Origin of the sequence: Micromonospora sp. FIMYZ51, assembly GCF_038246755.1 — a bacterium.
Classification (GTDB): Bacteria; Actinomycetota; Actinomycetes; order Mycobacteriales; family Micromonosporaceae; genus Micromonospora.
The window spans coordinates 4,169,410-4,193,996 of record NZ_CP134706.1 but is presented as its reverse complement, the minus strand read 5'-3'; the positions used below and the strand labels follow the sequence as shown (position 1 = coordinate 4,193,996).

At 72.1% G+C, this 24,587-nt stretch carries 22 protein-coding genes and 1 pseudogene; 15 read left to right on the top strand and 8 right to left on the bottom strand.

Features of this window, described 5'->3' with window-relative positions; genetic code table 11:
- Positions 1-24 precede the first annotated feature (24 nt).
- From QQG74_RS19110 to QQG74_RS19095, 4 genes are read left to right on the top strand one after another with little or no spacing between them, the layout of a single operon-like run.
- Entirely contained in the window at positions 25-1,008 is a 984-nt protein-coding gene (locus tag QQG74_RS19110; protein WP_341716126.1) for a sugar ABC transporter permease, read from the top strand.
- Entirely contained in the window at positions 1,008-1,892 is an 885-nt protein-coding gene (locus tag QQG74_RS19105) for a carbohydrate ABC transporter permease (protein WP_341716125.1), read from the top strand. Before QQG74_RS19110 ends, QQG74_RS19105 begins: the two co-directional genes overlap by 1 nt.
- Complete coding sequence (locus tag QQG74_RS19100) at positions 1,876-2,511, top strand: hypothetical protein (RefSeq protein ID WP_341716124.1); 636 nt, start codon at positions 1,876-1,878, stop codon at positions 2,509-2,511. Before QQG74_RS19105 ends, QQG74_RS19100 begins: the two co-directional genes overlap by 17 nt.
- Positions 2,508-3,410 (top strand): PmoA family protein, encoded by a 903-nt coding sequence (locus QQG74_RS19095; RefSeq protein ID WP_341716123.1) that lies wholly within the window; start codon positions 2,508-2,510, stop codon positions 3,408-3,410. The genes QQG74_RS19100 and QQG74_RS19095 overlap by 4 nt, the downstream gene beginning before the upstream one ends.
- Positions 3,411-3,426: 16 nt before the next feature.
- Here QQG74_RS19095 and QQG74_RS19090 read toward each other — a convergent pair whose 3' ends face one another.
- Positions 3,427-6,036 carry a CHAT domain-containing protein gene (locus QQG74_RS19090; protein ID WP_341716122.1) on the bottom strand — a complete coding sequence of 870 codons (2,610 nt, stop codon included), beginning with the start codon at positions 6,034-6,036 and terminating at the stop codon, positions 3,427-3,429.
- Positions 6,037-6,226: 190 nt separating this feature from the next.
- Between QQG74_RS19090 and QQG74_RS19085 the strand changes: the two genes are divergently transcribed.
- Genes QQG74_RS19085 through QQG74_RS19075 form a run of 3 tightly spaced genes read left to right on the top strand, consistent with a single transcriptional unit; the run spans position 6,227 to position 8,640 of the window.
- Positions 6,227-7,546 (top strand): S8/S53 family peptidase, encoded by a 1,320-nt coding sequence (locus QQG74_RS19085; RefSeq protein WP_341716121.1) that lies wholly within the window; start codon positions 6,227-6,229, stop codon positions 7,544-7,546.
- Between the two features lie 22 nt (positions 7,547-7,568).
- On the top strand, positions 7,569-8,201 hold the full coding sequence (locus tag QQG74_RS19080; protein ID WP_341716120.1) for a sigma-70 family RNA polymerase sigma factor: 633 nt from the start codon (positions 7,569-7,571) through the stop codon (positions 8,199-8,201).
- Positions 8,176-8,640, top strand: a complete 465-nt coding sequence (locus tag QQG74_RS19075; RefSeq protein WP_341716119.1) for a hypothetical protein — start codon at positions 8,176-8,178, stop codon at positions 8,638-8,640. Before QQG74_RS19080 ends, QQG74_RS19075 begins: the two co-directional genes overlap by 26 nt.
- Before the next feature lie 192 nt (positions 8,641-8,832).
- Here QQG74_RS19075 and QQG74_RS19070 read toward each other — a convergent pair whose 3' ends face one another.
- On the bottom strand, positions 8,833-9,840 hold the full coding sequence (locus tag QQG74_RS19070; protein ID WP_341716118.1) for a LacI family DNA-binding transcriptional regulator: 1,008 nt from the start codon (positions 9,838-9,840) through the stop codon (positions 8,833-8,835).
- A 140-nt stretch (positions 9,841-9,980) separates the two neighbouring features.
- Between QQG74_RS19070 and QQG74_RS19065 the strand changes: the two genes are divergently transcribed.
- From QQG74_RS19065 to QQG74_RS19050, 4 genes are read left to right on the top strand one after another with little or no spacing between them, the layout of a single operon-like run.
- Entirely contained in the window at positions 9,981-11,291 is a 1,311-nt protein-coding gene (locus tag QQG74_RS19065) for an extracellular solute-binding protein (RefSeq protein ID WP_341716117.1), read from the top strand.
- Complete coding sequence (locus tag QQG74_RS19060) at positions 11,288-12,286, top strand: sugar ABC transporter permease (protein WP_341716116.1); 999 nt, start codon at positions 11,288-11,290, stop codon at positions 12,284-12,286. The genes QQG74_RS19065 and QQG74_RS19060 overlap by 4 nt, the downstream gene beginning before the upstream one ends.
- Entirely contained in the window at positions 12,283-13,149 is an 867-nt protein-coding gene (locus QQG74_RS19055; protein ID WP_341716115.1) for a carbohydrate ABC transporter permease, read from the top strand. The genes QQG74_RS19060 and QQG74_RS19055 overlap by 4 nt, the downstream gene beginning before the upstream one ends.
- 36 nt (positions 13,150-13,185) lie before the next feature.
- Positions 13,186-15,516 (top strand): glycoside hydrolase family 3 N-terminal domain-containing protein, encoded by a 2,331-nt coding sequence (locus tag QQG74_RS19050; RefSeq protein ID WP_341716114.1) that lies wholly within the window; start codon positions 13,186-13,188, stop codon positions 15,514-15,516.
- Positions 15,517-15,564: 48 nt separating this feature from the next.
- Here the strand turns inward: QQG74_RS19050 and yidC are convergent, their stop codons facing one another.
- Both yidC and QQG74_RS19040 read right to left on the bottom strand, forming a co-directional pair.
- Positions 15,565-16,446 carry a membrane protein insertase YidC gene (gene yidC, locus QQG74_RS19045; protein ID WP_341721286.1) on the bottom strand — a complete coding sequence of 294 codons (882 nt, stop codon included), beginning with the start codon at positions 16,444-16,446 and terminating at the stop codon, positions 15,565-15,567.
- 176 nt (positions 16,447-16,622) lie between these two features.
- Positions 16,623-16,904 (bottom strand): DUF6412 domain-containing protein, encoded by a 282-nt coding sequence (locus tag QQG74_RS19040; RefSeq protein ID WP_341716113.1) that lies wholly within the window; start codon positions 16,902-16,904, stop codon positions 16,623-16,625.
- A gap of 56 nt (positions 16,905-16,960) precedes the next feature.
- Between QQG74_RS19040 and QQG74_RS19035 the strand changes: the two genes are divergently transcribed.
- Entirely contained in the window at positions 16,961-17,392 is a 432-nt protein-coding gene (locus QQG74_RS19035; RefSeq protein ID WP_341716112.1) for an NUDIX domain-containing protein, read from the top strand.
- A 60-nt stretch (positions 17,393-17,452) separates the two neighbouring features.
- Here the strand turns inward: QQG74_RS19035 and QQG74_RS19030 are convergent, their stop codons facing one another.
- Together QQG74_RS19030 and QQG74_RS19025 are read right to left on the bottom strand one after the other, a co-directional pair.
- Entirely contained in the window at positions 17,453-18,169 is a 717-nt protein-coding gene (locus tag QQG74_RS19030) for an FAD-dependent monooxygenase (RefSeq protein WP_341721285.1), read from the bottom strand.
- Positions 18,170-18,289: 120 nt separating this feature from the next.
- Complete coding sequence (locus QQG74_RS19025) at positions 18,290-19,273, bottom strand: LacI family DNA-binding transcriptional regulator (protein WP_341716111.1); 984 nt, start codon at positions 19,271-19,273, stop codon at positions 18,290-18,292.
- A gap of 160 nt (positions 19,274-19,433) precedes the next feature.
- On the opposite strand from QQG74_RS19025, the gene QQG74_RS19020 reads away from it, so the two are divergent.
- A complete protein-coding gene (locus QQG74_RS19020; RefSeq protein ID WP_341716110.1) occupies positions 19,434-20,705 on the top strand; it encodes an MFS transporter in 1,272 nt (423 codons plus the stop codon).
- Positions 20,706-20,765: 60 nt separating this feature from the next.
- Here the strand turns inward: QQG74_RS19020 and QQG74_RS19015 are convergent, their stop codons facing one another.
- Positions 20,766-21,524 (bottom strand): class I SAM-dependent methyltransferase, encoded by a 759-nt coding sequence (locus QQG74_RS19015; protein WP_341716109.1) that lies wholly within the window; start codon positions 21,522-21,524, stop codon positions 20,766-20,768.
- Between the two features lie 242 nt (positions 21,525-21,766).
- On the opposite strand from QQG74_RS19015, the gene paaI reads away from it, so the two are divergent.
- On the top strand, positions 21,767-22,192 hold the full coding sequence (paaI, locus tag QQG74_RS19010; RefSeq protein ID WP_341721284.1) for a hydroxyphenylacetyl-CoA thioesterase PaaI: 426 nt from the start codon (positions 21,767-21,769) through the stop codon (positions 22,190-22,192).
- Between the two features lie 70 nt (positions 22,193-22,262).
- Positions 22,263-22,829 carry a dienelactone hydrolase family protein gene (locus QQG74_RS19005; RefSeq protein ID WP_341721283.1) on the top strand — a complete coding sequence of 189 codons (567 nt, stop codon included), beginning with the start codon at positions 22,263-22,265 and terminating at the stop codon, positions 22,827-22,829.
- Between the two features lie 564 nt (positions 22,830-23,393).
- Here QQG74_RS19005 and QQG74_RS19000 read toward each other — a convergent pair.
- Positions 23,394-24,569 (bottom strand): annotated as a pseudogene (locus QQG74_RS19000) (adenylate/guanylate cyclase domain-containing protein); the annotation flags it as partial.
- Between the last annotated feature and the right edge of the window lie 18 nt (positions 24,570-24,587).

Here is a 24,587-nt window from a genome sequence, read left to right as displayed (position 1 = left end):
GCACCACCCGGAGAGGAGCAGTTCGTGGCCCTGACCACGGCGCCCGACCCGACCCGCCGCGGCACCGGATCCGTCCGACCTCCCGCCCCTCGGGGCAGGATCGGGCGGATCCGGCACGGGGAGGGTCTGGCCGGCTACGTTTTCCTGTCGCCCTGGCTGATCGGTCTGCTGGCCATCACGGCGATACCCATGCTGTTGTCGCTTTACCTCAGCTTCACCAACTACGACATCCTCACCCCCTGGTCGGAGGTGGAGTGGGTCGGGTTGGCCAACTACGAGCGGATGTTCACGAACGATCCGTCGTGGTGGCACTCGGTGCGGGTCACGCTCAGCTTCGCGCTGATCGCCGTACCGCTGAAACTCGCCGCGGCGCTCGGGGTGGCGCTGCTGCTCAACCGGGCCTGGCGCGGGGTCGGGCTGTTCCGTGGCCTGTTCTACCTGCCGTCGCTGCTCGGCGGCAGCGTGGCGCTGGCCATCGTCTGGGTGAACATGTTCAACCGCGAGGGGGCCTTCAACTCCTTCCTCGCCCTGTTCGGCATCGAGGGCAAGCCCTGGGTCAACGACCCGGACTGGGCGCTGGAGACCCTGATGGTGCTGGCCATCTGGCAGTTCGGTGCACCAATGGTGATCTTCCTGGCCGGATTGAAGCAGGTGCCGACCGAGCTGTACGAGGCCGCCTCGGTGGACGGGGCGAGCAAGTTCCGGCAGTTCGTCAACGTGACCCTGCCGATGCTCTCCCCGGTGATCTTCTTCAACCTGGTGCTGGAGACCATCAACGGTTTCCAGGGCTTCACCGCCGCGTTCGTGCTCAGCAACGGCACCGGCGGGCCGGTCGACTCGACCCTGATGTACACGCTCAACCTCTACATCACCGGCTTCACCGAGCTACAGATGGGCTACGCCTCCGCGATGGCCTGGGTCTTCCTGATCGCCATCGCCCTCATCACGGCCGTCTTCTTCAGCACCGGCCGGTTCTGGGTGCACTATTCCGACGGGGAGGATCGCTGATGGTGGCGAGCACCGTTGCCCCGACCGTGTCAGCCCGTCCGCAACGCCCACGCAGCCGTTCCTGGCTGCGGCTGGTGATCCTGCTGGCCATCGTCACGGTCGTGCTCTACCCGCTGATCTGGATGGTCGGCACCTCGTTCAAGTCGCAGCAGGAGATCGTCAACAACATCGGGCTGCTGCCGGAGAAATTCACCCCGGGCAACTACACCAACGGCTGGGGCAACTTCGACGTCAGCTTCGGTCGGTTCTTCCTCAACAGCGCCATGGTCAGCCTGCTCACCGTGGTCGGCAACGCGGTGAGCTGCCTGCTGGCCGCGTACGCCTTCGCCCGGTTGCGGTTCCGGCTGCGCAAGGTGTGGTTCGCCGTGATGATCGGGACCCTGCTGCTGCCGAGTCACGTGCTGATCGTGCCGCAGTACATCCTCTTCCGCAGCTTCGGCCTGGTCGGCGGCGACTGGCCGTACCTGCCGCTGCTGATCCCGCAGTTCCTGGCCACCGAGGCGTTCTTCGTCTTCCTGATGGTGCAGTTCATGCGGAGCATTCCGCGCGAACTGGACGAGGCGGCACGCATCGACGGGGCCGGTCCGTTCGGCATCTTCCGGCACGTGATCCTGCCGCTGAGCCGGCCCGCCCTGGTCACCACCGCGATCTTCTCGTTCATCTGGACCTGGAACGAGTTCTTCCGGCAACTGGTCTTCCTGTCCAACCTGAGCGACTACACCGTGCCGGTGGCACTGACCCTGTTCATCGACTCGACCAGCCAGAGCGCGGTCGGCCCGATGTTCGCCATGGCGGTGCTCTCACTGCTGCCGGTCTTCGTGTTCTTCGTCGCCTTCCAGCGGATGCTCGTCGAGGGGATCAACACCAGTGGACTCAAGGGCTGAACCCGGCACCGGCCGGTCGGCGGCGTCGGGCCGGGACTGGCGGGACACCGTCCGCGACGCCGCCGACCTGGCGCTGCTGGGCATCCTGACCGTGCTCGCCGCGGCGCCGGTGCTGACCGCCGGCGCCGCGGTCGGCACCGCCAGCGCGGCCGTGCACGACTGGCTGGGCACCGGCACCTGGCCCACCGCCCGGCGCACGCTGGCCCGGTTCGGCCGGGGCCTGCTGCCCGGCCTGCCGGCGACCCTGCTCGGGCTGGCCGTCGTCGGCCTGCTCGTCGCGGACCTGGTCGCGCTGGCCAGCGGCCGGGTGCCGGGCGGGGCGGTGGCGCTGAGCCTGACCACCGTCGTCGCGGCGGCCCTGCTCGGGTACGCCGCCGCGCTCGTGGTCGAGGTGGGCCGTACCGGCGGCACCGGGTGGCGGTCGGCGGCCATCCGGGCCGCCCGCGCCTGCCTCGACCACCCCGCGACCTGGGCCGGCCTGGCCGGCACCGCGGTGGTCGCGGCGCTGCTCGGGGTGCTGGTCACCCCGGTGGCGGTGCCGATCCTTGCCGGGTACGCGCTGGCCGCCGTGCACGCCGTGGCCCGCCGCCGGCCGGTCGTCCGGGCGGAACTGTCGTGACCGCCACCGACCCGACCGCCGCCGACCCGACCTGCATCGATCCGACCGCCGCCGACCCGACCTGCGTCGACCAGGAACTGCTGGTCGGCGACACCCCGGTGGCCCGGTACGTGCTCGCTGCCGACCTGGACGCCAAACACGGGCCCCGGCCCTACCTGCACCCGGTGCGTACGCTTGCCGGCACCCCGGTCACCGACGCGCTGCCCGCCGACCACGTCTGGCACCTCGGAGCCTCGCTGGCCGTGCAGGACGTCAACGGCACAAACCTCTGGGGCGGGCGCACCTACGTCCGCGACCTCGGGTACACCTGGCGCGCCGACCACGGCCGGATCGTGCACACCGGCTGGGCACACCGGTCGGCCGACCGGCTCGACCACCGGCTGCACTGGTGTGATCCGGCCGGCGCGGTCCTGCTCACCGAGCGGCGCAAGCTCACCGCCTCGGCGCTGCCGGATCACCCGTACGCCTGGCGGCTCGACCTCGACAGCACGCTGACCGCCCCCGCCGACCGGGATGTCGTGCTGGGCAGCCCGGCGACAAACGGGCGGCCCGGTGGGGCCGGCTACGGCGGGTTCTTCTGGCGGGCGGTGGCGGCCGAGCCGCCCGAGGTGTTCACCGCCTCGCGTGACGGCGAGGAGGCGGTCAACGGCTGCGCCGAGCCGTGGGTGGCGATGCGTGGGCGGGCCCCGGCAGGTGGCGCGTACACCCTGGTCTTCACCGGCCTGGGGCCGGGCGACCGGTGGTTCGTGCGGAGCAGCAGGTATCCCGGGGTGTGCGTGGCCTTCGCCTTCGAGCGGACCGCCACCATCGCGGGCGGCACCAGCCGGCCCGGCCGCTACCGGGTGGTGATCGCCGACGGGGCGCTGGACCGCGACACCGCCGCCGCCCTCGTCCGCTGACCCGCCGCTGCGTCGGTCAGCCGGCACCGAGGCAGACGAAGGCCGCCGCGGTGGCTCGGGCGGTGCCGTCGCCGGAGGCGACGAACGCCTGCTGGGCGTCGGCGAGGGCCTGCGCCGGGCGGGCGCCGCCCCGCATCCGTCGGTGCAGGTCCAGCATGAGCGCGGTGGTCGGTTCGGCCGGTACCGGCAGCACCGTGGCGACCAGGCAGCGGGTGCCCAGCGCCAGCAGCACCGCGGCGAAACCCATGATCTCGTCGCCGGGGCGCAGGCCGGTCAGCCCCGACTCGCAGGCGGAGAGCACCACACAGCCGGGTGGGCGGCCCACCCGTTCCCACTCGTACGCGAAGAGCGGCCCGCCGGCCAACTCCAACGTGGAGAACTGGGGATTGTCCGCGCGGAACCTGCCGTGGGCCGCGATGTGCACCATCCCGGCGTCGTCCAGGGCAGCGGTCAACGCGTCGGCGGTGGCGGCCGGCCCGGTGAGCAGCCGGGCGCCCGGCAGCACCCGGGCCAGCCGGCGGACCTCGGCCTGCCCGGCCGGCAGGCGCGGGCCGCTGGCCAGGACCGGTGGCCCGACCGGGGCGGTGCGCCGCTCCGCTGCGAGCCAGACCGTGGCGGACGGTGCGACCGTGACCGGGCGGCCGGCACAGGTCGGCAGCCCGGCCCAGCCGACACCGTGCAGCACGCCGACCGGGACGATCACCATGCACCGGTCGGCCAGGCGTCGCCGTATCGGATCGAAGAGTTGCCGGTCGAGTGCCGCCGCGACGTGTTCGGCACCGGCCCGCGCGGTGGCCGAGTCCCCGGTGGTGATCAGCCGGCGCAGCGCGAACCGGTGCCAGCGGGCCAGCCGCTCCGCCTCGGCGAGCGAGCCGAGATCGTGCAGGCTGGCCCGGCCGTCGCGGACCAGCACCGCCCGGAGGCGGTCGCCGTGCGCCACCAGTTCGACCAACACCCGCCCGCCGAGCCGCTCGGCCAGGGTGCGTACGGCAGGCGGGGCGGTCACCCCACTACCGCCGGGCACCCGCCGGGCCAGGTCACGGATGCGCTGCTCAAGTCGGGCCTGCCGGCCCCGCAAGGCGCGCACCGGACGGTCGGCCAGTACGGCGTCCTCCAGCAGACTGCTGACCAGCCTCAGCTCGGCGAGGGCGGCGACCAGATCCGGGTCGTCGGGCGGGAGCGCCGAGCGCATCCGCAGCGCGTTGGCTCGCCACCGCTCCGCCCAGGCCAGGACCCGGGCCGGCGCGCCGGCCCGGACGGCGATGTCGAGACCTTCGGCCGCCAGTTCCTGTCCGTACGCCCCGCTGTGGGCCCGCAGCTCTGTGGCGCCCAGGGACGTGCGGTGCCGGTCGAGTACGGCCAACCCCCGGCGCAGCGCCCGATCCGCACCGGGTTCGTCACCGGCCAGTCGGCGCGACAGCGCCAGGGCGTACCAGCCCTGGGCCCGCCGTGGTGCGGTGCCCCGGCCGCGCGTGCGGGCGGCCGTGGCGAAGAGGTCCATGGCGCGGTCGGTGCGATCCGTCGCGGCGGCGAGCAGTCCGGCATCGATGCGGGTGGTCAGGGCGGGATCCGGCCAGCCGGTGGCGTCGAGCTGGTCGGCGGTCCGGACCATCGCCCGGAACAGGGCGGGGGAGCGGGTTCCCCGGCGGAACTCAGCCCGCAGCTCGACGTGCCGGGCGAAGGCGGCCCAGGTCCGGCGGCCCTGACGTCGGAACCGGGTCCGGGCCGCCGCTGCGGCTGCGGTCGCGGTGTCCAGGTCACCGGCGAGCAACGCGGCCCGCGCCTGGGCCAGCAGCGCCTCGGCGAGGTCGCTGGCCATCCCTCGGCGGCGTAGTTCCCGGATCGCCACGGCGGCGACCTGCACCGCCTCGTCGACCAGCGGCACCGACAGCAGCAACTCGACCCGGTCCAGCAGCAACGCCGGCCGGGGCACGGCGAGTCGCCGGTACTCCTCGCTGACGGCGGCGAAGCATCGCAGCGCGGCGGCAATGTCGCCCCGCCGGCCGGCCGCGATCCCGCCGTTCCAGCGGGCGTCGGCCGCGGCGAGGTCCAGACCGAGTTCGTGGAAGACCTCCGCCGCCCGGGAGAGGTCGTCGGCGCCGTTCACGCTGCCCCGGTGGGCGTTGAGCAGGCCCCGGTTGTTCCGGGCCCGAGCCTCCAACAGCAGGTCACCGGCGCGTTGGGCGATGTCGATGGCGTGGCCGTAGTCGCGGACCGCCTCGTCGTAACGGCCGCGGTAGTGCAGCACCACCCCCCGCTGCATCCGGGCGCGCCCGGCGTCCGCTGCGGTCAACTCGGGCAGTGCGGCGGTCACGGCCCGCAGCGCCGCCGCGGTGCTGCCGGCGTTGGCCAGTACGTAACCGAGGCTCATCCGGGCCAGCGCGCGGGCCCGGGCAGTGTCGGCGATGCGTACCGCCCGGCGCAGGTGGCGCAGCGCGCCGGGCAGATCGTTGAGTTCGCGCAGGGCCAGGCCGATGGCCCGGTCGGCGGTGGACCTCGTGTCGTTGTCGGCGGATCTGGCGGCAAGCACCCGCTGGGCGATCGCGATCGCCTCGCGCGGACAGCGCTGGACGGTGTCGAGCGCCGCCTGGGCGATCCCGGCACCGGCATCGGTGCTGTCGGGCATGGACAAAGAGTTCACCATCCATGGCCTGGCGTCAATGTCGCGTACTGGCCCTATCTGCACTTCCGGAACGGCCTGGTCGGTCACCTCATTGACATATGCCGATCATTTGGAAGAATCGAAGAGGTCCGGGGAGATCCGCCGCGCCGACCACCAGCGCGTGCCGCCGCCCGGACAGTTCCTGGAGGACCCTGTGCTTCCTGATTACCCCAACGCGCCCGGCGCTGGTTCCCGGCTGTCCCGACGGCGGTTACTGGCGGTCGCCACCCTGGCCGCCGTGGCGGTGCCGGTCGGCGTCGGGCTGCGTCCCGCCCGAGCGTTCGGCGACAGCGACGCCGATGACGACAGGGCCTATCAACTCGCGTTCGCCGAAGCGCTGAGCGCCGATCGCGGCGTGCGCCGGCACACCGTCGCGGGCCAGGAGATCCTCTACCGGCCCCGGCAACTGCTCGCCGCCGACGCCGATGCCCGGCGGGTCGCCGCCTGGCTGGATGAAGCCGGCTACCCGGCCACCCTCGCCGACCGGTTCGCCGGCGTCACCCGGCTGCTGTTCGCCGGGGAGACCGACATTCCCGCGATCGTGACGAAGCTGCGCGACCCCCAGCAGTGGCCCGGCCAGCGGGTGCCCGCCGTCCAACCGCATCATGTGCTGCTCGGGCTGGGCAACATCATGGGCAATCCGGGCGGACCACCCAGGGCCGTCGCCGCCCTACCACCGCCGGATCCGAACCGGCGCGGCGACGGAGCGGGGGTGACGGTCGGCATCTGCGACACCGGCATCTGGCGGCAGGCCGGCGTGGTTCACCCGCAATGGCTCGGCGGCGCGTACCTGCCGGAGGCCGACGACGAGGACCCGCTCTACCTGCACGCCGACGTGCTCGCCCCGCAGGGTGGCCACGGCACGTTCGTCGCCGGGGTGGTCCGGCAGGCCGCGCCGGGCGTACGCGTCGACCCCGAGTCAGCGCTGAGCCCGACCGGCGTCGGCGACGAGGCCATGCTGGTGGCCGCCCTGGGCCGGCTGGCGCCGGAGGTCTGCGTGGTCAACCTCTCCCTGGGCGGCTTCACCCTCGACGATCAGCCCTCGCTGCCGCTGGCCAACGCCGTGGCCGCGCTGCCGCAGGGCACCGCGGTGGTGGCGGCGGCGGGCAACGCCGGGACCAGCCGGCCGGTCTGGCCGGCGGCCCTGGACCGGGTCCTGGCGGTCGCGGCGGTGACCGAGGGTGTTGCCGGTCTGCTGCCGGCGACCTACAGCGGTTTCGGCCCGTGGGTCGATGCCTGCGCCCTCGGCCGGCGCGACAGCACCTACGTCGCGGGCCGGATGCCGCTGCCGGGCCGACCGACCCGGCTGTTCCATGGCTTCGCCAGCTGGGCCGGCACCTCGTTCGCCACCGCACACGTCTCCGGTCGACTCGCCGCCCTGATGACCGCCGGTGACATGAGCGCCGACGCGGCACGGCTGGCGTTGCTCGCGGCGCCACGCTGGCATCCCCACTACGGGGTGTTCGTCGGATGATTCGCGCAACGGCGGTGCCGTGATGAGTGACCGGAGCGTGACCGTCCTGGTTCCGGCCGCGGCACGCGGGGACGAGGCGGCCTGGGCCGAACTGGTCCGCCGCTACACCCCACTGGTCTACTCGGTGATCCGGGCCCATGATCTCGGCGGCGCCGACGCGGCCGATGTCAACCAGACCGTCTGGCTGCGGTTGGTGGAATACCTCGACCGGCTGCGCGATCCGCAGGCGCTGGCCGCCTGGCTGGCCGTCACGACCCGGCGAGAGTGCTACCGGATGACCCGGCTCGGTCGGCGCACCCAACCGGTCGACCCGACCGATGTCGCCCTCGACGCGTACCACGGAAGCTGGACCGATGTCGCCGCGCCGGACGAGGAGCTGCTGCGGGCCGAGCGGCGACAGGCGCTGCGGGAGGGCTTCGCCCAACTTCCGCCGCGCTGCCAGGAACTGCTCTCCCTGCTGACGACCGATCCGCCGCTGAGCTACCGGGACGCCGCCGACCGGCTGGGCGTACCGATCGGCAGCATCGGGCCCACCCAGGCCCGCTGCCTGCGCCGGCTGCGCGACTGCCCGGCCCTCGCGCCGTACCTGAGCCCGGCTGGGACCGCCGGGACGAAGGGAGGTGACCGCGATGGAGCCGTGGCCGCCGGTCGATGACGACCGGTTGACGGCGGAGCTGGGCGCGGCGCTCTGGGACGCCGGCGGAGTTCCCGAGGAATACCTCACGGCGGGGCGGGCGGCATTCGCCTGGCGGACTGTCGACGCCGAGTTGGCCCTGGCCGAGCTGGTCTTCGACTCGGCGGGCGAGGCGGAGCCGGTCGGGCGGATCAGGTCGGCGGGTTCCGCGCGGACCCTCTCCTTCCGCTACGGCCCGATGCTGGTGGAGATCGAGGTGAGCGAGGCCGGGATCGTCGGCCAGCTCTCCCCGGCCGGCGGCGGACGGGTCACCGCCCGCACCGCCAGCGGCACCTACGACGAGGCCCCGGTCGACGCGGTGGGTCTCTTCTCGCTGGGTGTACCGCCGCCCGGTCCGATCCAGCTGCGGGCCGAGGCGGGTGGACACGCCGTGGTCACCGACTGGGTCTGCCTACGCTGACGAGGGCCGCGGGCCGGACGGCCCACGACCCCCGCGAGGGTGTCAGCTACCGCCGCTGCGTGCTGAGCGGATACTGCACACCGCCGAGATCGGCCCGCCTGGCGCCGGAGGTGTCCGGCCCGAACTGGGTCACGTTGAACGCGATCTCCCGGTTCGAGGCGGCCCCGGCCGAGAAGAGCAGCGTGAGCCCGGTCAGTCGGGCAGGGCGCGGCAGGAGGCGCGGACGACCAACTCGGTGGGCAGCCGGATGTGGATGTCGCGCTCCACGCCGGCGATCAGGTCTACGAGCAGCCGCAGCGCCTCCGCGCCCATCCGTTGCAGCGGCTGCATGATCGTCGTCAGTGGCGGGTTGACCAGGGCAGATTCCGGGATGTTGTCGAATCCGATCACGGAGAGGTCGTCGGGCACGGTGAGGCCCATCTCCCGGGCGACGTTCATCGTGGAGATGGCGGAGAGATCGTTTCCCGCGAAGACCGCGCTCGGCCGGTCGGGGCGGGCGAGCAGTTCGCCCGCGGTGCCGGCGGCGCTCTCGATCCGGAACCCGCCGACGCGTACCAGCCGCTCGTCCACGCCCACCCCGGCGTCGGCCATGGCCTGCCGGAAGCCCGCCTCCCGCAGGCGGGACGACTCGAGGTCGGGCCGCCCGCTGATGTGCGCGATCCGGCGGTGCCCGAGCGACAGCAGGTAGTTGGTCGCGATGACCGCACCGGCGAAGTTGTCCGAGTCGACGGTCGGCAGGCCCGACGGGCCGGTGTGCGGGTCGACGGCGACGACGTGGAAGCCCTGCTTGGTCTCCACCACCGTCGGCGTGACGATCACGGCTCCGTCGATGAGCGTCCCGGACAGGCGGGCCAGGGAGCGGCGCTCCCAGCCGACGGCGGTGCCGGCGACGTCGCCGCTGGAGTAGGCCAGCAACTGGTAGCCGGTGCCGGCCACCGCACTGGAGGCGCCCTTGAGCAGCTCCGTGGAGAAGGGCTCGAACTCGGCGACCAGGATGCCCAGCACGTTTGTGCGGTGACTGCGCAGGCTCTGCGCACCCAGGCTGGCCTCGTAACCGAGCTGGTGGATGATCTGTTGAACGCGCTCCACGGTTGCCTGTGCCACCCCGTACCGGCCGTTCACGACCTTCGATACGGTGGCTACGGAGACGCCGGCCGCGCGGGCCACGTCCGACATGTTGACACGCTGCGGGAACGCCACGGTGATGATGATAGAGGGCGGTTCGGGCGGTGTCCCAGCCGAGTCGAAAACGTTATCGACACCGATTGACACTGCGTTACGTGGCTGTAAAACTCCCCCGCAGGCCGAGCACCGCGACTGCCTAGTCGAGGAGACCACTGATGGCTATAAAGCGCCGCGCAGGCACCGTCCTAGCGCTGTCCCTGACCACCGCACTGCTCGTCGCCGGCTGTGGCGGCGGCGGTGAGAGCGAGGCGCCACCCGCAGACGAACTGTTCAAGAACCCGGTAACCCTGACCTGGTGGCACAACGCCTCCCAGGACGGGCCGGGCAAGACCTACTGGGAGAAGGTCGCCAAGGACTTCAACGCGCTGCACCCGACGGTCACGATCAACGTCGAGGGCATCGAGACCAACCAGCTCCAGCGCACCCGGCTCCCTGCCGCGCTGCTCAGCAGCGACCCGCCGGACATCTTCCAGTCCTGGGGTGGTGGCGAGCTCCGCGAGCAGGTGGAGGCCGACTACCTCAAGGACATCACCGAGCAGGTCAAGGACGAGGTTGCCAACATCGGCAGCGCGGCCGAGATCTGGCAGGCCAACGGCAAGCAGTACGGCCTGCCGTACCGGATGGGCATCGAGGGCATCTGGTACAACAAGGACATGTTCCAGCGGGCCGGCATCGCCGCCCCGCCGACCACGTTCGAAGAGCTGAACGACGCGGTCACCAAGCTCAAGGCGATAAACGTCATCCCGATCGCCGTCGGCGCCGGTGACAAGTGGCCCGCCGCGCACTGGTGGTACAACTTCGCGCTGCGTGCCTGCTCGGTCGACACCCTGAAGAAGGCCTCCACGGACCTCTCCTTCGACGACCAGTGCTTCGTGAAGGCCGGCCAGGACCTGAAGGCCTTCATCGACACCAAGCCGTTCCAGAACAACTTCATCGCCACCCCCGGCCAGAACGACCCGACCAGCGCCAACGGTCTGCTCGCCAACGGCAAGGCCGCGATGGAGCTGATGGGCGACTGGAACAAGGGCACGCTGGACACGGTCGCCGCCGACAAGGAGGCGCTCAACAAGTTCATCGGCTGGTTCCCGGTGCCGGCGATCAGCGGTTCCCCCGGTGACCCGAAGGCGGCCCTGGGCGGTGGCGACGGCTTCGCCTGCGCCAAGAACGCCCCGGCGGAGTGCGTCGAGTTCCTGAAGTACATCGTCAGCCCCGAGGTGCAGAAGGGCTACGCCGAGACCGGCACCGGCCTGCCGGTGACCAAGGGCGCCGAGGCCGGTGTCGCCGACCCCGCGCTGAAGTCCATCCTGGAGGCCACCAGCGGGGCGACCTACGTGCAGCTCTGGCTGGACACGGCCTTCGGCAGCACCGTCGGCAACGCGATGAACGACGCGATCGTGGCCATCTTCGCCGGCAACGGCACGCCCGAACAGGTCGTCGAGGCGATGAAGGCGGCCGCACGCAAGTGACCTCCACCAACCCAACCCTGGACCTCGCCGGCGGCGCGACCGCGCCGCCGGCGGGGCGCCGGCCCGCCAGGCGATCGCCACACCGCGCGGCCGAGACCCGACGCAAGTGGTACGAGATCATCGGTCTCACCACGCCAGCGGTCATCGTGTACGTGATGTTCGTGCTGGTGCCGATGGGCTTCGCCTTCTACTACAGCCTCTTCCGGTGGCGGGGAGTCGGGCCGCCCACCGATTTCGTCGGGTTCGACAACTACGTCCTGGCCTTCCAGGACCCGATCTTCCTCGACGCGCTGCGCAACAACGCCATCATCGTGTTCGGGTCGCTGCTGATCCAGGGCCCCGTCGCGCTGGGCGTGGCCCTGCTGCTCAACCGGAAGTTCCGTGGGCGCACCCTGTTCCGGCTGCTGGCGTTCGTGCCGTACGTGCTCGCCGAGGTCACCGTCGGCATCATGTGGAAGCTGCTGCTCTCCGACGCCGGCACGTTCAACGCCTTCCTGGAGGCGCTGGGCCTGGGCGGCCTGGTGCAGGCGTGGCTCGCCGACCTCGACATCGTCATCTGGACGCTGCTGTTCATCCTCACCTGGAAGTACGTCGGCTTCGCCATCATCCTCCTGCTCGCCGGTCTGTCCAACGTGCCGCAGGAGTTGAACGAGGCCGCCGCGATCGACGGAGCGAGTTGGTGGCAGACCCAGCGGCACATCACCCTGCCGCTGTTGGGCCCCACGATCCGGATCTGGATGTTCCTGTCGATGATCGGCTCGTTGCAGGTCTTCGACATCATCTGGGTCACCTCGGTGCCTGCGGTACGGTCCCTCGGCGCATCGGCCACCATGGCGACGTACATGGTGGACAACGGGTTCTTCGCCCGGCTGTGGGGCTACGGCAACGCGGTGGCCGTGATCCTGTTCGTCATCTCCTTCGTCGCGGCACTGCTCTTCCAGCGCTTCCTGCTGCGCCGCGACATCCAGGGTGCCGTCACCGGAAGGGCGAAGTGACTATGACCGCGAACACCATGCCGTCCTCGTCCACCGCCCGCCGACCCTTCGCGTGGAGCAGCCCGCTGACCTACGCGTTGGCGCTCGCGGTCGCCGCCGTGTCGATCACCCCGGTGGTCTACGTGATCGTCGGCGGCTTCCGCACCACTCCGCAGATCGTCGCGGATCCGGCCGGTCTGCCCGACCCCTGGGTCTGGGACAACTACCGGCGGGTGTTGACGCAGAGCAACTTCTGGGAGCAGACCTTCAACAGCGGGGTGATCGCCCTCGGTACGACGCTCGGTGTCGTGCTGCTCGGGGTCAGCGCCGCCTTCGTGCTCGCCCGGTACACCTTCCGAGGGCGCGAGGCGCTGTTCACCTTCTTCACCCTGGGCCTGCTCTTCCCGGCCGGCGCGGCGATCCTGCCGCTCTACCTCATGCTGCGCGACCTCAACCTGATCAACTCGTACTACGCGGTGATGTTGCCGCAGATCGCCTTCCAGTTGCCGATCACGATCGTGATCCTGCGGCCCTTCCTGGCCGCCATTCCCCGCGAGTTGGAGGATGCCGCCGCCATCGACGGCACCGGCCGGATCGGCTTCCTCTGGCGCATCGTGCTGCCGCTGTCGCGGCCGGCGATGGTCACCGTCGGGATCCTCGCGTTCGTGGCGAGTTGGAACGCCTTCCTGCTGCCGCTACTGGTGCTCGGTGACGCCAGCCTGCATACCCTGCCCCTGGGAGTACAGAACTTCTCCAGTCAGTACACCTCCGACACGGCGGGGATCCTCGCCTTCACGTCGCTGGCGATGCTGCCGGCACTACTTTTCTTCACGTTCGCCGAGAAACAGATCGTCGGTGGCCTCCAGGGCGCGGTCAAGGGCTGAGCGACAGCGGCACGAGCAACAAAGGGGATACACAGCATGACTGAGCTCCACGGGGTGGTGGCTGGGCCGGCGGCGACGCCGGCCCAGCCGGGCCCGAGCCACGACCGGCCCGACCGGGCGGCGGGGGAGGCACGGGTACGCGAGCTGCTCGGCCGGATGACGATCGAGGAGAAGATCGCGCAGCTCGTCGGGTTCTGGGAGAAGGAGGACGGCGAGGCGGTCGCCCCGTTGCAGGGCGAGTTCGGCGACGTCGGCAAGCTGGAGACCTTCTCCCGGCACGGGCTGGGCCACCTGACCCGGGCCTACGGCACCCGCCCTGTCGACGCCGCCGCCCGCGCGGCCTGGCTGTGGAAGTTCCAGGCGGATCTGGTGACGGGCACCCGGCTGGGCATCCCGGCGATCGTCCACGAGGAGTGCCTGACCGGGCTCTCGGCGTGGAAGGCGGCCACCTTCCCCACCCCGTTGGCCTGGGGCGCGGCCTTCGATCCCGAACTGGTCACCGAGATGGCCGCCGCGATCGGCGCGTCGATGCGGGCGCTCGGCGTGCACCAGGGCCTCTCCCCGGTGCTCGACGTGATCCGGGATCCGCGCTGGGGCCGGGTCGACGAGTGCATCTCCGAGGACCCGTACCTGGTCGGCACCGTCGGTACGGCGTACGTGCGTGGTTTGCAGTCCCAGGGGGTGCACGCCACGCTCAAGCACTTCGTCGGCTACTCCGCCTCGCGGGCCGGGCGCAACTTCGCCCCCGTGCACGCCGGCCCGCGGGAACTCGCCGACGTGCTGCTCCTGCCGTTCGAGATGGCGATCCTCGACGGCGACGCCCGGTCGGTCATGCACTCCTACGCCGAGATCGACGGTGTGCCCGTCGCCGCCGACCCGACGATGCTCACCGACCTGCTGCGGGAGCGGTGGGGCTTCGACGGCACGGTGGTGGCCGACTACTTCGGCGTGGCGTTTCTGAACCTGCTGCACCACGTCGCGGTGGACCACGCCGAGGCGGCGGTGCAGGCACTGACCGCCGGGGTCGACATCGAACTGCCGACCGGCGACGCGTACCTGACCCTGGTCGAGGCGGTGCGCTCCGGCCGGCTCGACGAGGCCCTCGTCGACCGCTCGGTGCTGCGGGTGCTGCGCCAGAAGCTTGAGCTCGGGCTGCTCGACGCCACCTTCACCGACGAGCCGGTCCAGTCGATCGACCTCGACTCGCCCGAGCACCGGGCGATCGCCCGCCGCCTCGCCGAGGAGTCGATCATCCTGGTCAGCAACCAGGAGATCCTGCCGCTGCCGGCCGGCCGGCGGGTGGCGGTCATCGGTCCGAACGCCGATCGGCAGGCCGCCCTCTTCGGGTGCTACTCCTTCCTCAACCACGTACTCGCCCAGCACCCCGACGTGGAGACCGGCATCGAGGTGCCGACGGTGCTCGACGCGGTCCGCGCCGAGTTCGGTGCCGAGCTGGTCAGCTCGGCGCAGGGCTGCGACGTGGACAGCGACGACCGGTCCGGGTTCGGTGCCGCGGTCGCGGCGGCGTCCGCCGCGGATGTCGCCGTCCTGGTCGTCGGCGACCACGCTGGCCTGTTCGGGCGCGGCACGGTCGGCGAGGGTTGTGACCGGGACGACCTGGAACTGCCCGGCGTCCAGCGGGAGCTGGTCGAGCGGGTGTTGGCCACCGGTCGTCCCGTGGTCCTGGTGCTGCTCACCGGCCGGCCGTACGCGGTCGGCTGGGCGCTGGAGCGGTGCGCGGCGGTGGTGCAGGCGTTCTTCCCGGGCGAGGAGGGTGCCGGCGCGATCGCCGGGGTGCTCTCCGGACGGGTGAACCCCTCCGGCAAGCTGCCGATCAGCCTGCCTGCCTCGGCCGGGGCTCAGCCGTACTCGTACCTGCATCCCGCGCTCGGCGAGGGCAACGAGGTGACCAACCTGGCGACGACGCCCCCGGCGTCGTTCGGCCACGGCCTGTCCTACACGACCTTCGCGCACGCGGACCTGTCGGTGCCCGCCACGGTGCCCACCGACGGCACGATCCGGGCGACCGTACGTGTCACCAACACCGGTACGGTCGCCGGTGACGACGTGGTCCAGCTCTACGGTCACGACCGGGTGGCCTCGGTGACCCGGCCGGTGGCGCAGTTGCTCGGCTACCGGCGGATCCACCTGGCGCCGGGTCAGTCGGTCACGGTCGAGCTGGCGGTGCCCACCACCCGGCTGGCCTTCTCCGACCGCAGCCTCAACCGGATCGTCGAGCCCGGTGACGTGGACCTCTGGGTGGGCACCAGCACCCAGCGCGACACCGCGGCGTCGACCACCCTGACCGGTGACCCGGCCCCCGTCACCCACTCCTCCCCGCGCTGGACCACGACCCTGATCCACTGAGGCGGATCCTGGTACGTCACCGCGCGCGTGACGTACCAGGATCGCCTGTCACTTCCTGGGGCGCGTCGGCTTCGCGCCGACTCGTGGGGCGAGCGATCCCGGCGCGTCCGGCACCGTTTTCGGTGCGGGCGGGCCGTTCGGGGCCGGTGGCGGATACTTGCGCAGCACCCAGGTCTGTTGGCCGAGGGAGAAGAGGTTCGTGATCACCCAGTAGATGATCACGCCGATCGGGAAGATCAGACCCGAGACGAGCAGCGACAGCGGGATGCCGTAGAGCATCAGCCGCTGCACCATCTTCTGCTGCGGATCCTCGGCCCAGCCGGTACGCAGGATCAGCTGGCGACTGCTCAGATAGGTCGTCACGATCATCGTGACGATCAGGATCCCGGCGACCACCTTGACCGTGACGCCGTCGGCGCCGAGCACGGCGAGCTGCTCCGCGGTGGACTGGAAGCTGCCGGCGATGGGGGCCCCGAACAACTTCGCCGACGACGCGCTGTCGAACTGGGTGACCGTCCAGCCGTACAGCGTCTTCATGTGCTCGGGCATGGTCGGCTTGAGGTGCCGCAGCACGTGGAACAGGCCGAGGAAGACCGGGATCTGCACCAGCATCGGCAGGCAGCCCATCAGCGGGTTGGCCTTCTCGGTGCGGTAGAGCTCCAGGATCTCCTTCTGCATGGTCTCCCGGTCGTCCTTGTGTTTCTCCTGAAGTTCCCGGATCCGGGGCTGGAGAGCCTGCATCGCCCGCTGTGACTTGATCTGCTTGACGAAGACCGGGAACAGGACGGTCCGGACGGTGAGCACCAGGAAGACGATGCCGAGCACCCACGACCAGTTGGTGCCCAGCACCATCGCGTCGCCGAAGAGCAGCTGCCAGGCGGCGTGCCAGAAAAGCAGGATTGCCGAGATGGCTCCGTAGATCACTGCCATCAGCGGGCTGAAGATCGTACTCACCGGGCGACCCCGGTGGCGTTCGAACAACCGATGAAAATCAATGAATTAGGCAAAATGCACCCCTCGAAAGGCGACCTGTGACCGAAAAGGGCAGAACAGTCGGTTTGCGGTCGCCGATCAGCGGCGTGCTGGCGAGCGGGAGAAGTGAAGGCTCAGGCGACCGCGAGGGTCGCCGTCGGGGCCCTGGGGCGGGCCCGGCCGGCGGCATCGGGATCGCGATGCCGGGGTATGCCGGTGCGTCCGGAGCGTTCCCGCAGCACCCGGCGTGTGATCCGCAGCTCGGGTTCGGTGACCACCCGGTGCAGCAGATTCGAGGCGGCGAGCACGACGCTGAGCAGTACGCCGGTCGCCGCGGCCGTGCCGGACAGCATGCTCGACGCACCGACGTCGGCCAATACGCCGACGAGGTACCAGAGCATGCCGAAACCGATCACTGGACAACCATAGCCGGTAGTGGAGTCCGAGGCGTACGGGGACTTAGTTTGTAGCCATGATTCCGATTTCCTGCATCCTCCTGGTGGACCGGCACGGGCGGCTGCTGATGCAGCTGCGCGACGAGTACGCCCCGTACCAACCGAACGTGTGGGGTCTGCCGGGCGGGCACGGGGAGCCGGGGGAGACCCCGGAGAAGACCGCCCGTCGGGAGTTGCAGGAGGAGACCGGGCTGCGGGTGGCGGACGGACTGCGGTTGTACGCCCGCCAGGAACTGCCCGACCAGGATCGGGTGAAGCACTACTTCTGCGCCCCCACCCGGGCCCGCCAGCAGGACATCGTGCTCGGCGAGGGCGCCGCCCTGGTCTTCCTCTCCACCGACGAGGTGCTGGACGGGCGACCGTACACCCCGGGCACGGCCCAGATGCTTACCCGTTTCCTGGCCTCGCCGGAGTACGCCGAACTCACCTCGTTGGCCGCCGCCGGCTGAGCCCGGCCACGACTCGGACTGGATCCGACCCGGCGGCGAGCATCCGGGCGCCTGAGGCGTTCAGGCGGCCCGGGGTGGGTGCCAGTCGGCGTGGCGGGCCATCCCGCGCAGCGCCATCCGGGCCGGCGTCAACCGCATGACCGTGTCGCGTACCGCGATCGCCGCCGGGTGACGCAGCTGCTGGCCGAAGCGCGCCGTCCGGGCCGCCGCGCGGGCGACGGCCTGGCTGCGGGGTCGGCGCGCCCGGTCGTACGCGCGCAGCGCCGCCGGCACGTCGCCGGCCGGGTCGGCGAGCGCGCCAAGCGTCACCGCGTCCTCGATCGCCTGGCAGCCGCCCTGCCCCAGGTGGGGCAGCATGGTGTGGGCGGCATCGCCGAGCAGGGCCACCCGGCCCTGCACGAAGCTGGGCAGCGGGGCGGCCAGCTGGTAGAGATCGTTGCGCAGCACGGCCTCCGGCGGGGTCGCGGCGAGCAGCGCCGGAATCGGATCGTGCCAGTCGCCGAAGCGCTCGCGTACCGCCGCCAGTTCGTCCGGGGCGGTCCGGCCGGGCGGCGAGCTGATCGCCGCGTACCAGTAGAACTGGCCCTCGCCGAGCGGCACCATGCCGAACTCGGCGGCGGGCCCCCAACTGACCGCCGCGACCGGCGGTCCGTGGTAGGCGATGGCGGCCCGCCAGGCGGTCGAGCCGCCGTAGGCCGGGGGCGGAAGCTGCGGCCAGAGCGCCGCCCGTAGCGCGCTGCGCAGCCCGTCGGCGCCGACCACCAGGTCGGCGTGCAGCTCGTGCGTGACCTGCTACGCGCGCTCACCACCTGAGCCCCGGCGGTCGCACGTCGGCACCGGAAACCCCAGTCCGCCGCGCGGCGTCGGTGGCGGATCGAGCGCGGTGGTCGGCGTCGGTCAGGCGCTCTCGCGGAGCACCGGTGCGGACGGGAACATGGTGCTGCTGCCCGGCTCCGGGCACCGCTGGAGCACCATTGTCGCCGCCGCCGTGGCGATCTGCCGCACCGGATGGCTCGCCGTGGTCAGGTCCGTGGCCGAGGCCAGCGGGATGTCGTCGAATCCGGTCACCGCGATGTCGTCGGGCACCCGCACCCGTTCGGCGCGTAGCTGGCCGATCACCCCGAGCGCGGTCGCGTCGCTGATCCCGACGATCGCGTCGGTGTCCGGCCAGCGGTGCAGCACCTCCCGGGCGGCCAGCCGGCCCCGGGCGGCGGTGAAGTCGCCGACCACCTCCCGGGTCGGCAGGCCGGCGTCACGCAGCAGCCGCCGGTACGCCTGCAACGAGCGGTCGGCGCAGGCCAGCCAGCGGGGTCCGGTGACCATCACGATCCGTCGCCGGCCACTGGCGTACAGGTGCCGGACGAGTGCGGCGGTGCCGCTGGCGTTGTCGATGTCCACCGACGGCACGGTGGCCGAGCCGATCCCGATCGACGCGGTCCGTCTCCGCAGCCGGCGCGGCACCAGGTCGAGCAGCGCGCTTGTGGTGTTGACCAGTACCAGGCCGGCCACCGCCCGATCGTCGGTGAGCCGGGTCAGCAGTGCCGGCGCGTCCAGCGGCACCCACTGGAGCGTCACGCCCAGCCCGTGCGGCGCGCAGGCCCGGGCCACGGCGCTGACCACCTGGTCGACGTAGCTGTCGTCGAGGACCTCCGGACTGGTGCCGGCCACCGCGACCAGCAGGCGTACGCCACTGCCGTGCACAAGTGCCCGGGCCGCCGGGTTGGGCACGTAACCCAACCGGTCGGCGGCGGTACGCACCCGCTCGCGGGCGATCGGCGACGCGAAGCCGTTGCCCGCGAGGACCCGCGACGCCGTCGAGCGGGACACCCCGGCCACCCGGGCGACGTCGTCGAGGGTGGCCGGCCGGCGTGCCGTTGTCATGATGTTTCTCCCTGTTACCGGTCGTCCGCCTCGGTGGGCGCGGACGCTCACATCATGCCGCGCCCGCCATCATCGCGGTAAGCACCTGAAACAGATTGTGCTGGTAGCGCTCCCAGGTGTCTGATCGTTACCAGCCGCTGAGGAGAGGACCGGAACGTACGTGGACCCCGCAGTCACCGCCCCCGCGACACCCCCGCCCGGTTCGGGACCGTCCCGCGCCGTACTGTCCGCCCGCAACGGCGTCGCGGTGGTGTTCGCCCTCAACGGCCTGGCCGTGGCGACCTGGTTCTCCCGGGTCCCGGCGATCCGTGACGAGTTGGGCCTCAGCCCCGGCCGGCTCGGCCTGCTGCTGCTCGCCATGTCCGCCGGCGCGATCGTCGCCATGCCCACCGCCGGGCTGGTCACCCAACGCCTCGGCGCGGCCCGGGCGGTGGCGCTGGCCACCCTGATCCTGTCGCTCGGGCTGACCGTCGCCGGCCTCTCGGCCAGCCTGTTCGGCTCGCTGGCCGGGGTGGCGGTGGGGCTGTTCGCCGTCGGCTACGGCTCCGGCAGTTGCGACGTGGCGATGAACATCGAGGGGGCCGCCGTCGAGCGTCGGCTCGGCTGGACCGTGATGCCCCGTTTCCACGCCGCGTGGAGCCTCGGCTCGGTGGCCGGTGCCGGTCTCGGCGCGGGTGCCGCCCGGCTGGCCGTACCGGTCGGCGCACACCTCAGCGTGCTCGCCGCGCTGGTGCTCGCCGGCACCCTGCTCGGGGCACGGGCGTTTCTGGCGGCCGAGCCGGGTGCCGAGGCCGGCACCCCGGCCAGCCGGCGCCGCCGGCTGCTCGCCGCGTGGCGCGAGCCCCGCACCCTGCTCATCGGCCTGCTGGTGCTGGCCGCGGCCTTCGCCGAGGGCAGCGCCAACGACTGGCTCGCGGTGGCTTTCATCGACGGGTACGGCTTCAGTGAGGCGGCCGGCGCGGCGGTCTTCGGTCTCTTCGTCGTCGGTATGACGCTTGGCCGCACCCTCGGCACGGTGGCTCTGGACCGGTGGGGACGGGTCCCGGTGCTCGCCACCACCATCGTGCTCGCCATCGTCGGTGCCGGCCTGGCGGTGCTCGCCGGCTCCGGTCCGGTAGCGGTGGTCGGCGTGGCGCTCTGGGGCATCGGCGCCTCGCTCGGCTTCCCGGTCGGCATGAGCGCCGCCGCCGACGAGGAGGAGCACGCCCACGTCCGGGTCAGCGTGGTCGCCGTGGTCGGCTACACCGCCTTCCTCGCCGGACCGCCGCTGCTCGGCCTGCTCGGCGACCACGTCGGCACGCTGCGGGCGCTTGTGGTCGTGCCGCTGCTGCTGTTGCCGACGCTGTTGTTGATCCCCGCGGTCCGCCCGCCCGCCACCGGCAGCACGGGGGTGCCGGTGCGGGCGGGCTCATCACCCGGGCCGCAGGCGTAGGCGCGCCGCAGGGTGCGGTGCCCCCTGCGGCCGAAGACCACCCGCCGGCAAGGGGCCGGATCAGCGGAGGCCGACGACGGCGGCGTCCGGGCCACCGCGCCAGAGGGTGCCGGCCTCGGCGAAGCCCGCCTTGGCAAGGGCGTCGAGGTGCCAGGAGACGGGCGGGTTCCACTCCGGGCTGTGGCCGGTGGGATAGATGCCGTGCCGCTGCCGTACCAGTGGGCGCAGCGTCTCGTCCTGCTCCGCCTGCTCCCACCACTGCGACCAGGAAAGGGCGGCGCCTGCGGCGTAGCGGGCCTCCCGGCGCTCCCGGGAGCGGGCCAGCAGGCGTTTGGTCAGCTCCGGCAGGGCGTCGTCGGGCATGTAGTCGGCGTTTACCAGCAGGCCACCTGGTCGCAGCAGGTCACAGAGCTCGCCGTAGAGGGTGGCCAGCCGGTCGGCGGGCAGCCAGTGCAGCGCGGTGGCGGTGAGCACCGCGTCGTACCGACGGTGGGGCAGTGCGTGGTGCCAGTCGGGTCGGCCCAGGTCGGCGGTGACGATGGTGGCTCGGTCACGCAGTGCGGCGGTGGCCAGGGCGAGCAGGGCGGGGTCGAGGTCGACCAGGGTCAGTTCGGCGTCGGGGAAGCGGCGCAGCGCACGCAGCGAGATGGTGCCGGTGCCGCCGGCCAGGTCGAGCAGCCGCAGTGGGCCGGTGTCGCGTATCGCGTCGACCGCGTCGAGCATGGCGGCGAACCGGTGTTCCCGGTCCGGCAGGTACGCCTCCTGCTGCCGATCCCAGCTTTCCTGCCAGGCATCGATGTCGCCGATGTAAGGAGTCATAGCGAGCACGCTAGTTACTTGGGTGAGCGGTTGTCCAGTCCTGTTGCCAAGGATTGGCAATTGCGAGAGAATGGCGATGCGATGATCGCGGGGCCGTCGAAGCAGTGCTCGGCGGCCCCCACACCGTGCCGAGGTCGTGACCGGGACCGGCGATGGCATGATGTCCGACCGAGGGCGGGCGACTGCCCGGCCGACCGGACCCAGGAGCCAGCGTGGACCCGCAGCGCACCGCCGCGCACGAGATGTTCGACGCCGACGTCGCGTCGAACCGGCTCGGCATCGAGCTGATCAGCGCCGGTGGCGGCGCGGCGGTCGCGCAGATGCGGATCACCGCGGACATGGTCAACGGCCACCGGATCGCGCATGGTGGGTTCGTGTTCCTGCTTGCCGACACCGCCTTCGCGCTGGCCTGCAACAGCCACGGTCCGGTCACCGTCGCCGCCAGCGGCGAGATCACCTTCGTCCGGCCGGCCCGCCAGGGTGACCTGCTGGTCGCCCGGGCCGCCGAACGCACCCGGTACGGCCGCAGTGGGATCTACGACGTCACCGTGACCCGCGCGGATGCGGAGGTGATCGCCGAGTTCCGTGGACACAGCCGGGCCCTGCGGCCGACCTCCGACGCCTCGGCACCGGGAAAGCGGGGGCCGGTCGACCGCGACCGGAACTGACCGGTCCGGCGGCGGCCGGCCCGCCGCGCGCCGGGACCATTCGGTCGTAGCCGTCCGGCACGATGTCCCGATGGGACATGTCGTGCTCTTCCATTCCGTGTACGGGCTGCGGCCGGCCGTGCTGGCCGCCGCCGACCGGCTCCGCGCCGCCGGGCATCAGGTGCACACGCCCGACCTGTACGCCGAGCCGCCAGTCGACACCGTCGAGGAGGGGTTCGCCCTGCTCGACCGGATCGGTCAGCGGACCGTCCTCGACCGGGCCCGGGCCGCGCTCGACGGGCTGCCGCCCGAGACCGTGCTGGCGGGCTTCTCGATGGGCGCCGGGGTGGCCGGTGCGATGCTCGCCGAACGCCCCGACACGGCCGGTCTGCTGCTGTTGCACGGCACCGGCGGCTCGCCCGCCAAGGTCCGGCCCGGCCTGCGGGTCCAGCTGCACCTGGCCGATCCGGACGCCTACGACCCGACCGAGGAGGTCGACAAGTGGCAGCGGGAGCTGACCGCGGCCGGGGCCGACCTGGTGGTGCACCGCTATCCCGGGGCGGGTCACCTGTTCACCGACCCGACCGTCGCCGATCACGACCCGGTCGCCGCAGACCTCACCTGGGACCGCGCCCTGGCCTTTCTGGATCGTCACTGACTCGATGACCGGCTGCGGCGGGCGCGCGGTGGCGGCCCGACGGATGAAGGCGGCGCGTACCGCCCGGGGCAGCCGGGCACCGGCGACCTGACGCAACGTCTCGTCGGCGACGGTGTGCCCGCCGGTGGACTGCGCGACGAGCAGACCGGCGCTGGTCAGCTCGTCCAGGACCGACCTCGCGTACGCCACCGACCAGTTGAGCGCCCGGGCCAACTCCGGCGCGGTGCAGCCCGGCGACAGGGCGGCGGTAGCCATCAGCGTGGCCCGCAGCGGACCGTCGAGGCGATCCAGCCGGGCCTCGGCGACCCGACGGACGCTCTCCGGTACGGGCAGCCGCGCCGGATCGTCGACGTCGAGCGCCCGCACGTACGCCACGGCGTGCCCGGGGTTGCCGCCGACCAGGGGGATCAACTGCCGCACCAGAGCGGCCGACCGGCCGGCGCGGTGCAGCAGCCGGCGCAGCAGCCGCCCGGTGGTCACCGGGTCCAGCGGCGGCAACCGGAGCAGGGCCGCCGCTCGGGCCGGCCCGTCGACCCCCGGGCTGCCGGTCGCGACCAGCACCAGCGGCAGGCGGTCCGCAGTGGCCCGGTCGACAAGCGTGTCCAGGTGCCGGCGAAGTCCCGGGGCGGCCCGGTCGAGGTCGTCCACCGCCAGCACCACGGGTTGCCGTCGGGCCAGGCTCAGCATCATCTCCCGCCAGCCGGCGAGGGCCCGGGTGCCCGCTGCGGTGCCGACCGTGGCGACCAGATCGCGCATCCAGCCCGGTACCGCCGCCAGGGACTCCGACGGCACCAGACCGTCCAGGGCACCGGCCAGCCGCTGGCCCACCGTCTCCGGTGGATCGACGACGCGGGCGCCGGCCAGCGTACGGATCAGCTCCGCGACGGGCGCCAGCGGACCGTCCGGGTAGGGCGGACAGGTTGTCCGGCACCAGCGGACCGTGACCCCGTCGAGCGTGGGCGTGCTGCGTACCAGTTCGTGCAACAACCGGCTGCGCCCACTGCCGGCCGGCCCGGTCAGGAACACCCGCTGCGGACCGGATCCCCGAACCGCCTCGGTGAGCTGCTCCCGTACGGCGGCCAGTTCGCCACGTCGGCCGATCAACGGACCGTCCGGCCGGGCAGGACGGGCCAGCCGGGTGCCCGTGGCATGCCATACCTCCACCGGGAGGGCCTTGCCGGTCACCGTGACCGCCGGTATCCGCCGCTGGGTGATCAGCCCGGCGACGGCCCGATGGGTGACCGCGCAGACCGCCACGCCGCCGGGTGGGGCGTACTCCTGCAACCGGGCGGCCAGTGTGATGACCGCACCGCTGGCCATGCCGTGTCCGCCGTCGTGTCCGGCCGCGAGATCGACCACCGCCTCGCCGGTGGCCACCCCGACCCGGACCCGCAGGCCGGGCGCGGTCGCGACCGGCCTGCGGTCGAGCGCCCGCTGAAGCTCCAGGCCGGCTCGCACCGCTCGGTACGCTTCCCATCCGTCACCGACCCGTGCGCCGAAGAGGGCCATCACGGCGTCACCGACATACTTCTCCACCGCGCCGTGCCACTGCCGCAGCACCCGCGCGACCGTGCCGAAGTAGACCCGTTGCAGGGCGCGGACGTCCTCCGGATCGAGCCGCTCGACCAGTCCGGTCGAACCGACGATGTCGACGAAAAGGACGGTCACGGTCCGTCGTTCCTCGGTGACCGGCCAGCTGATCGGCCGGACCGATGCCGGCGTGGCGACGAGGGTGGACATGGGCATGGAGACGCACCC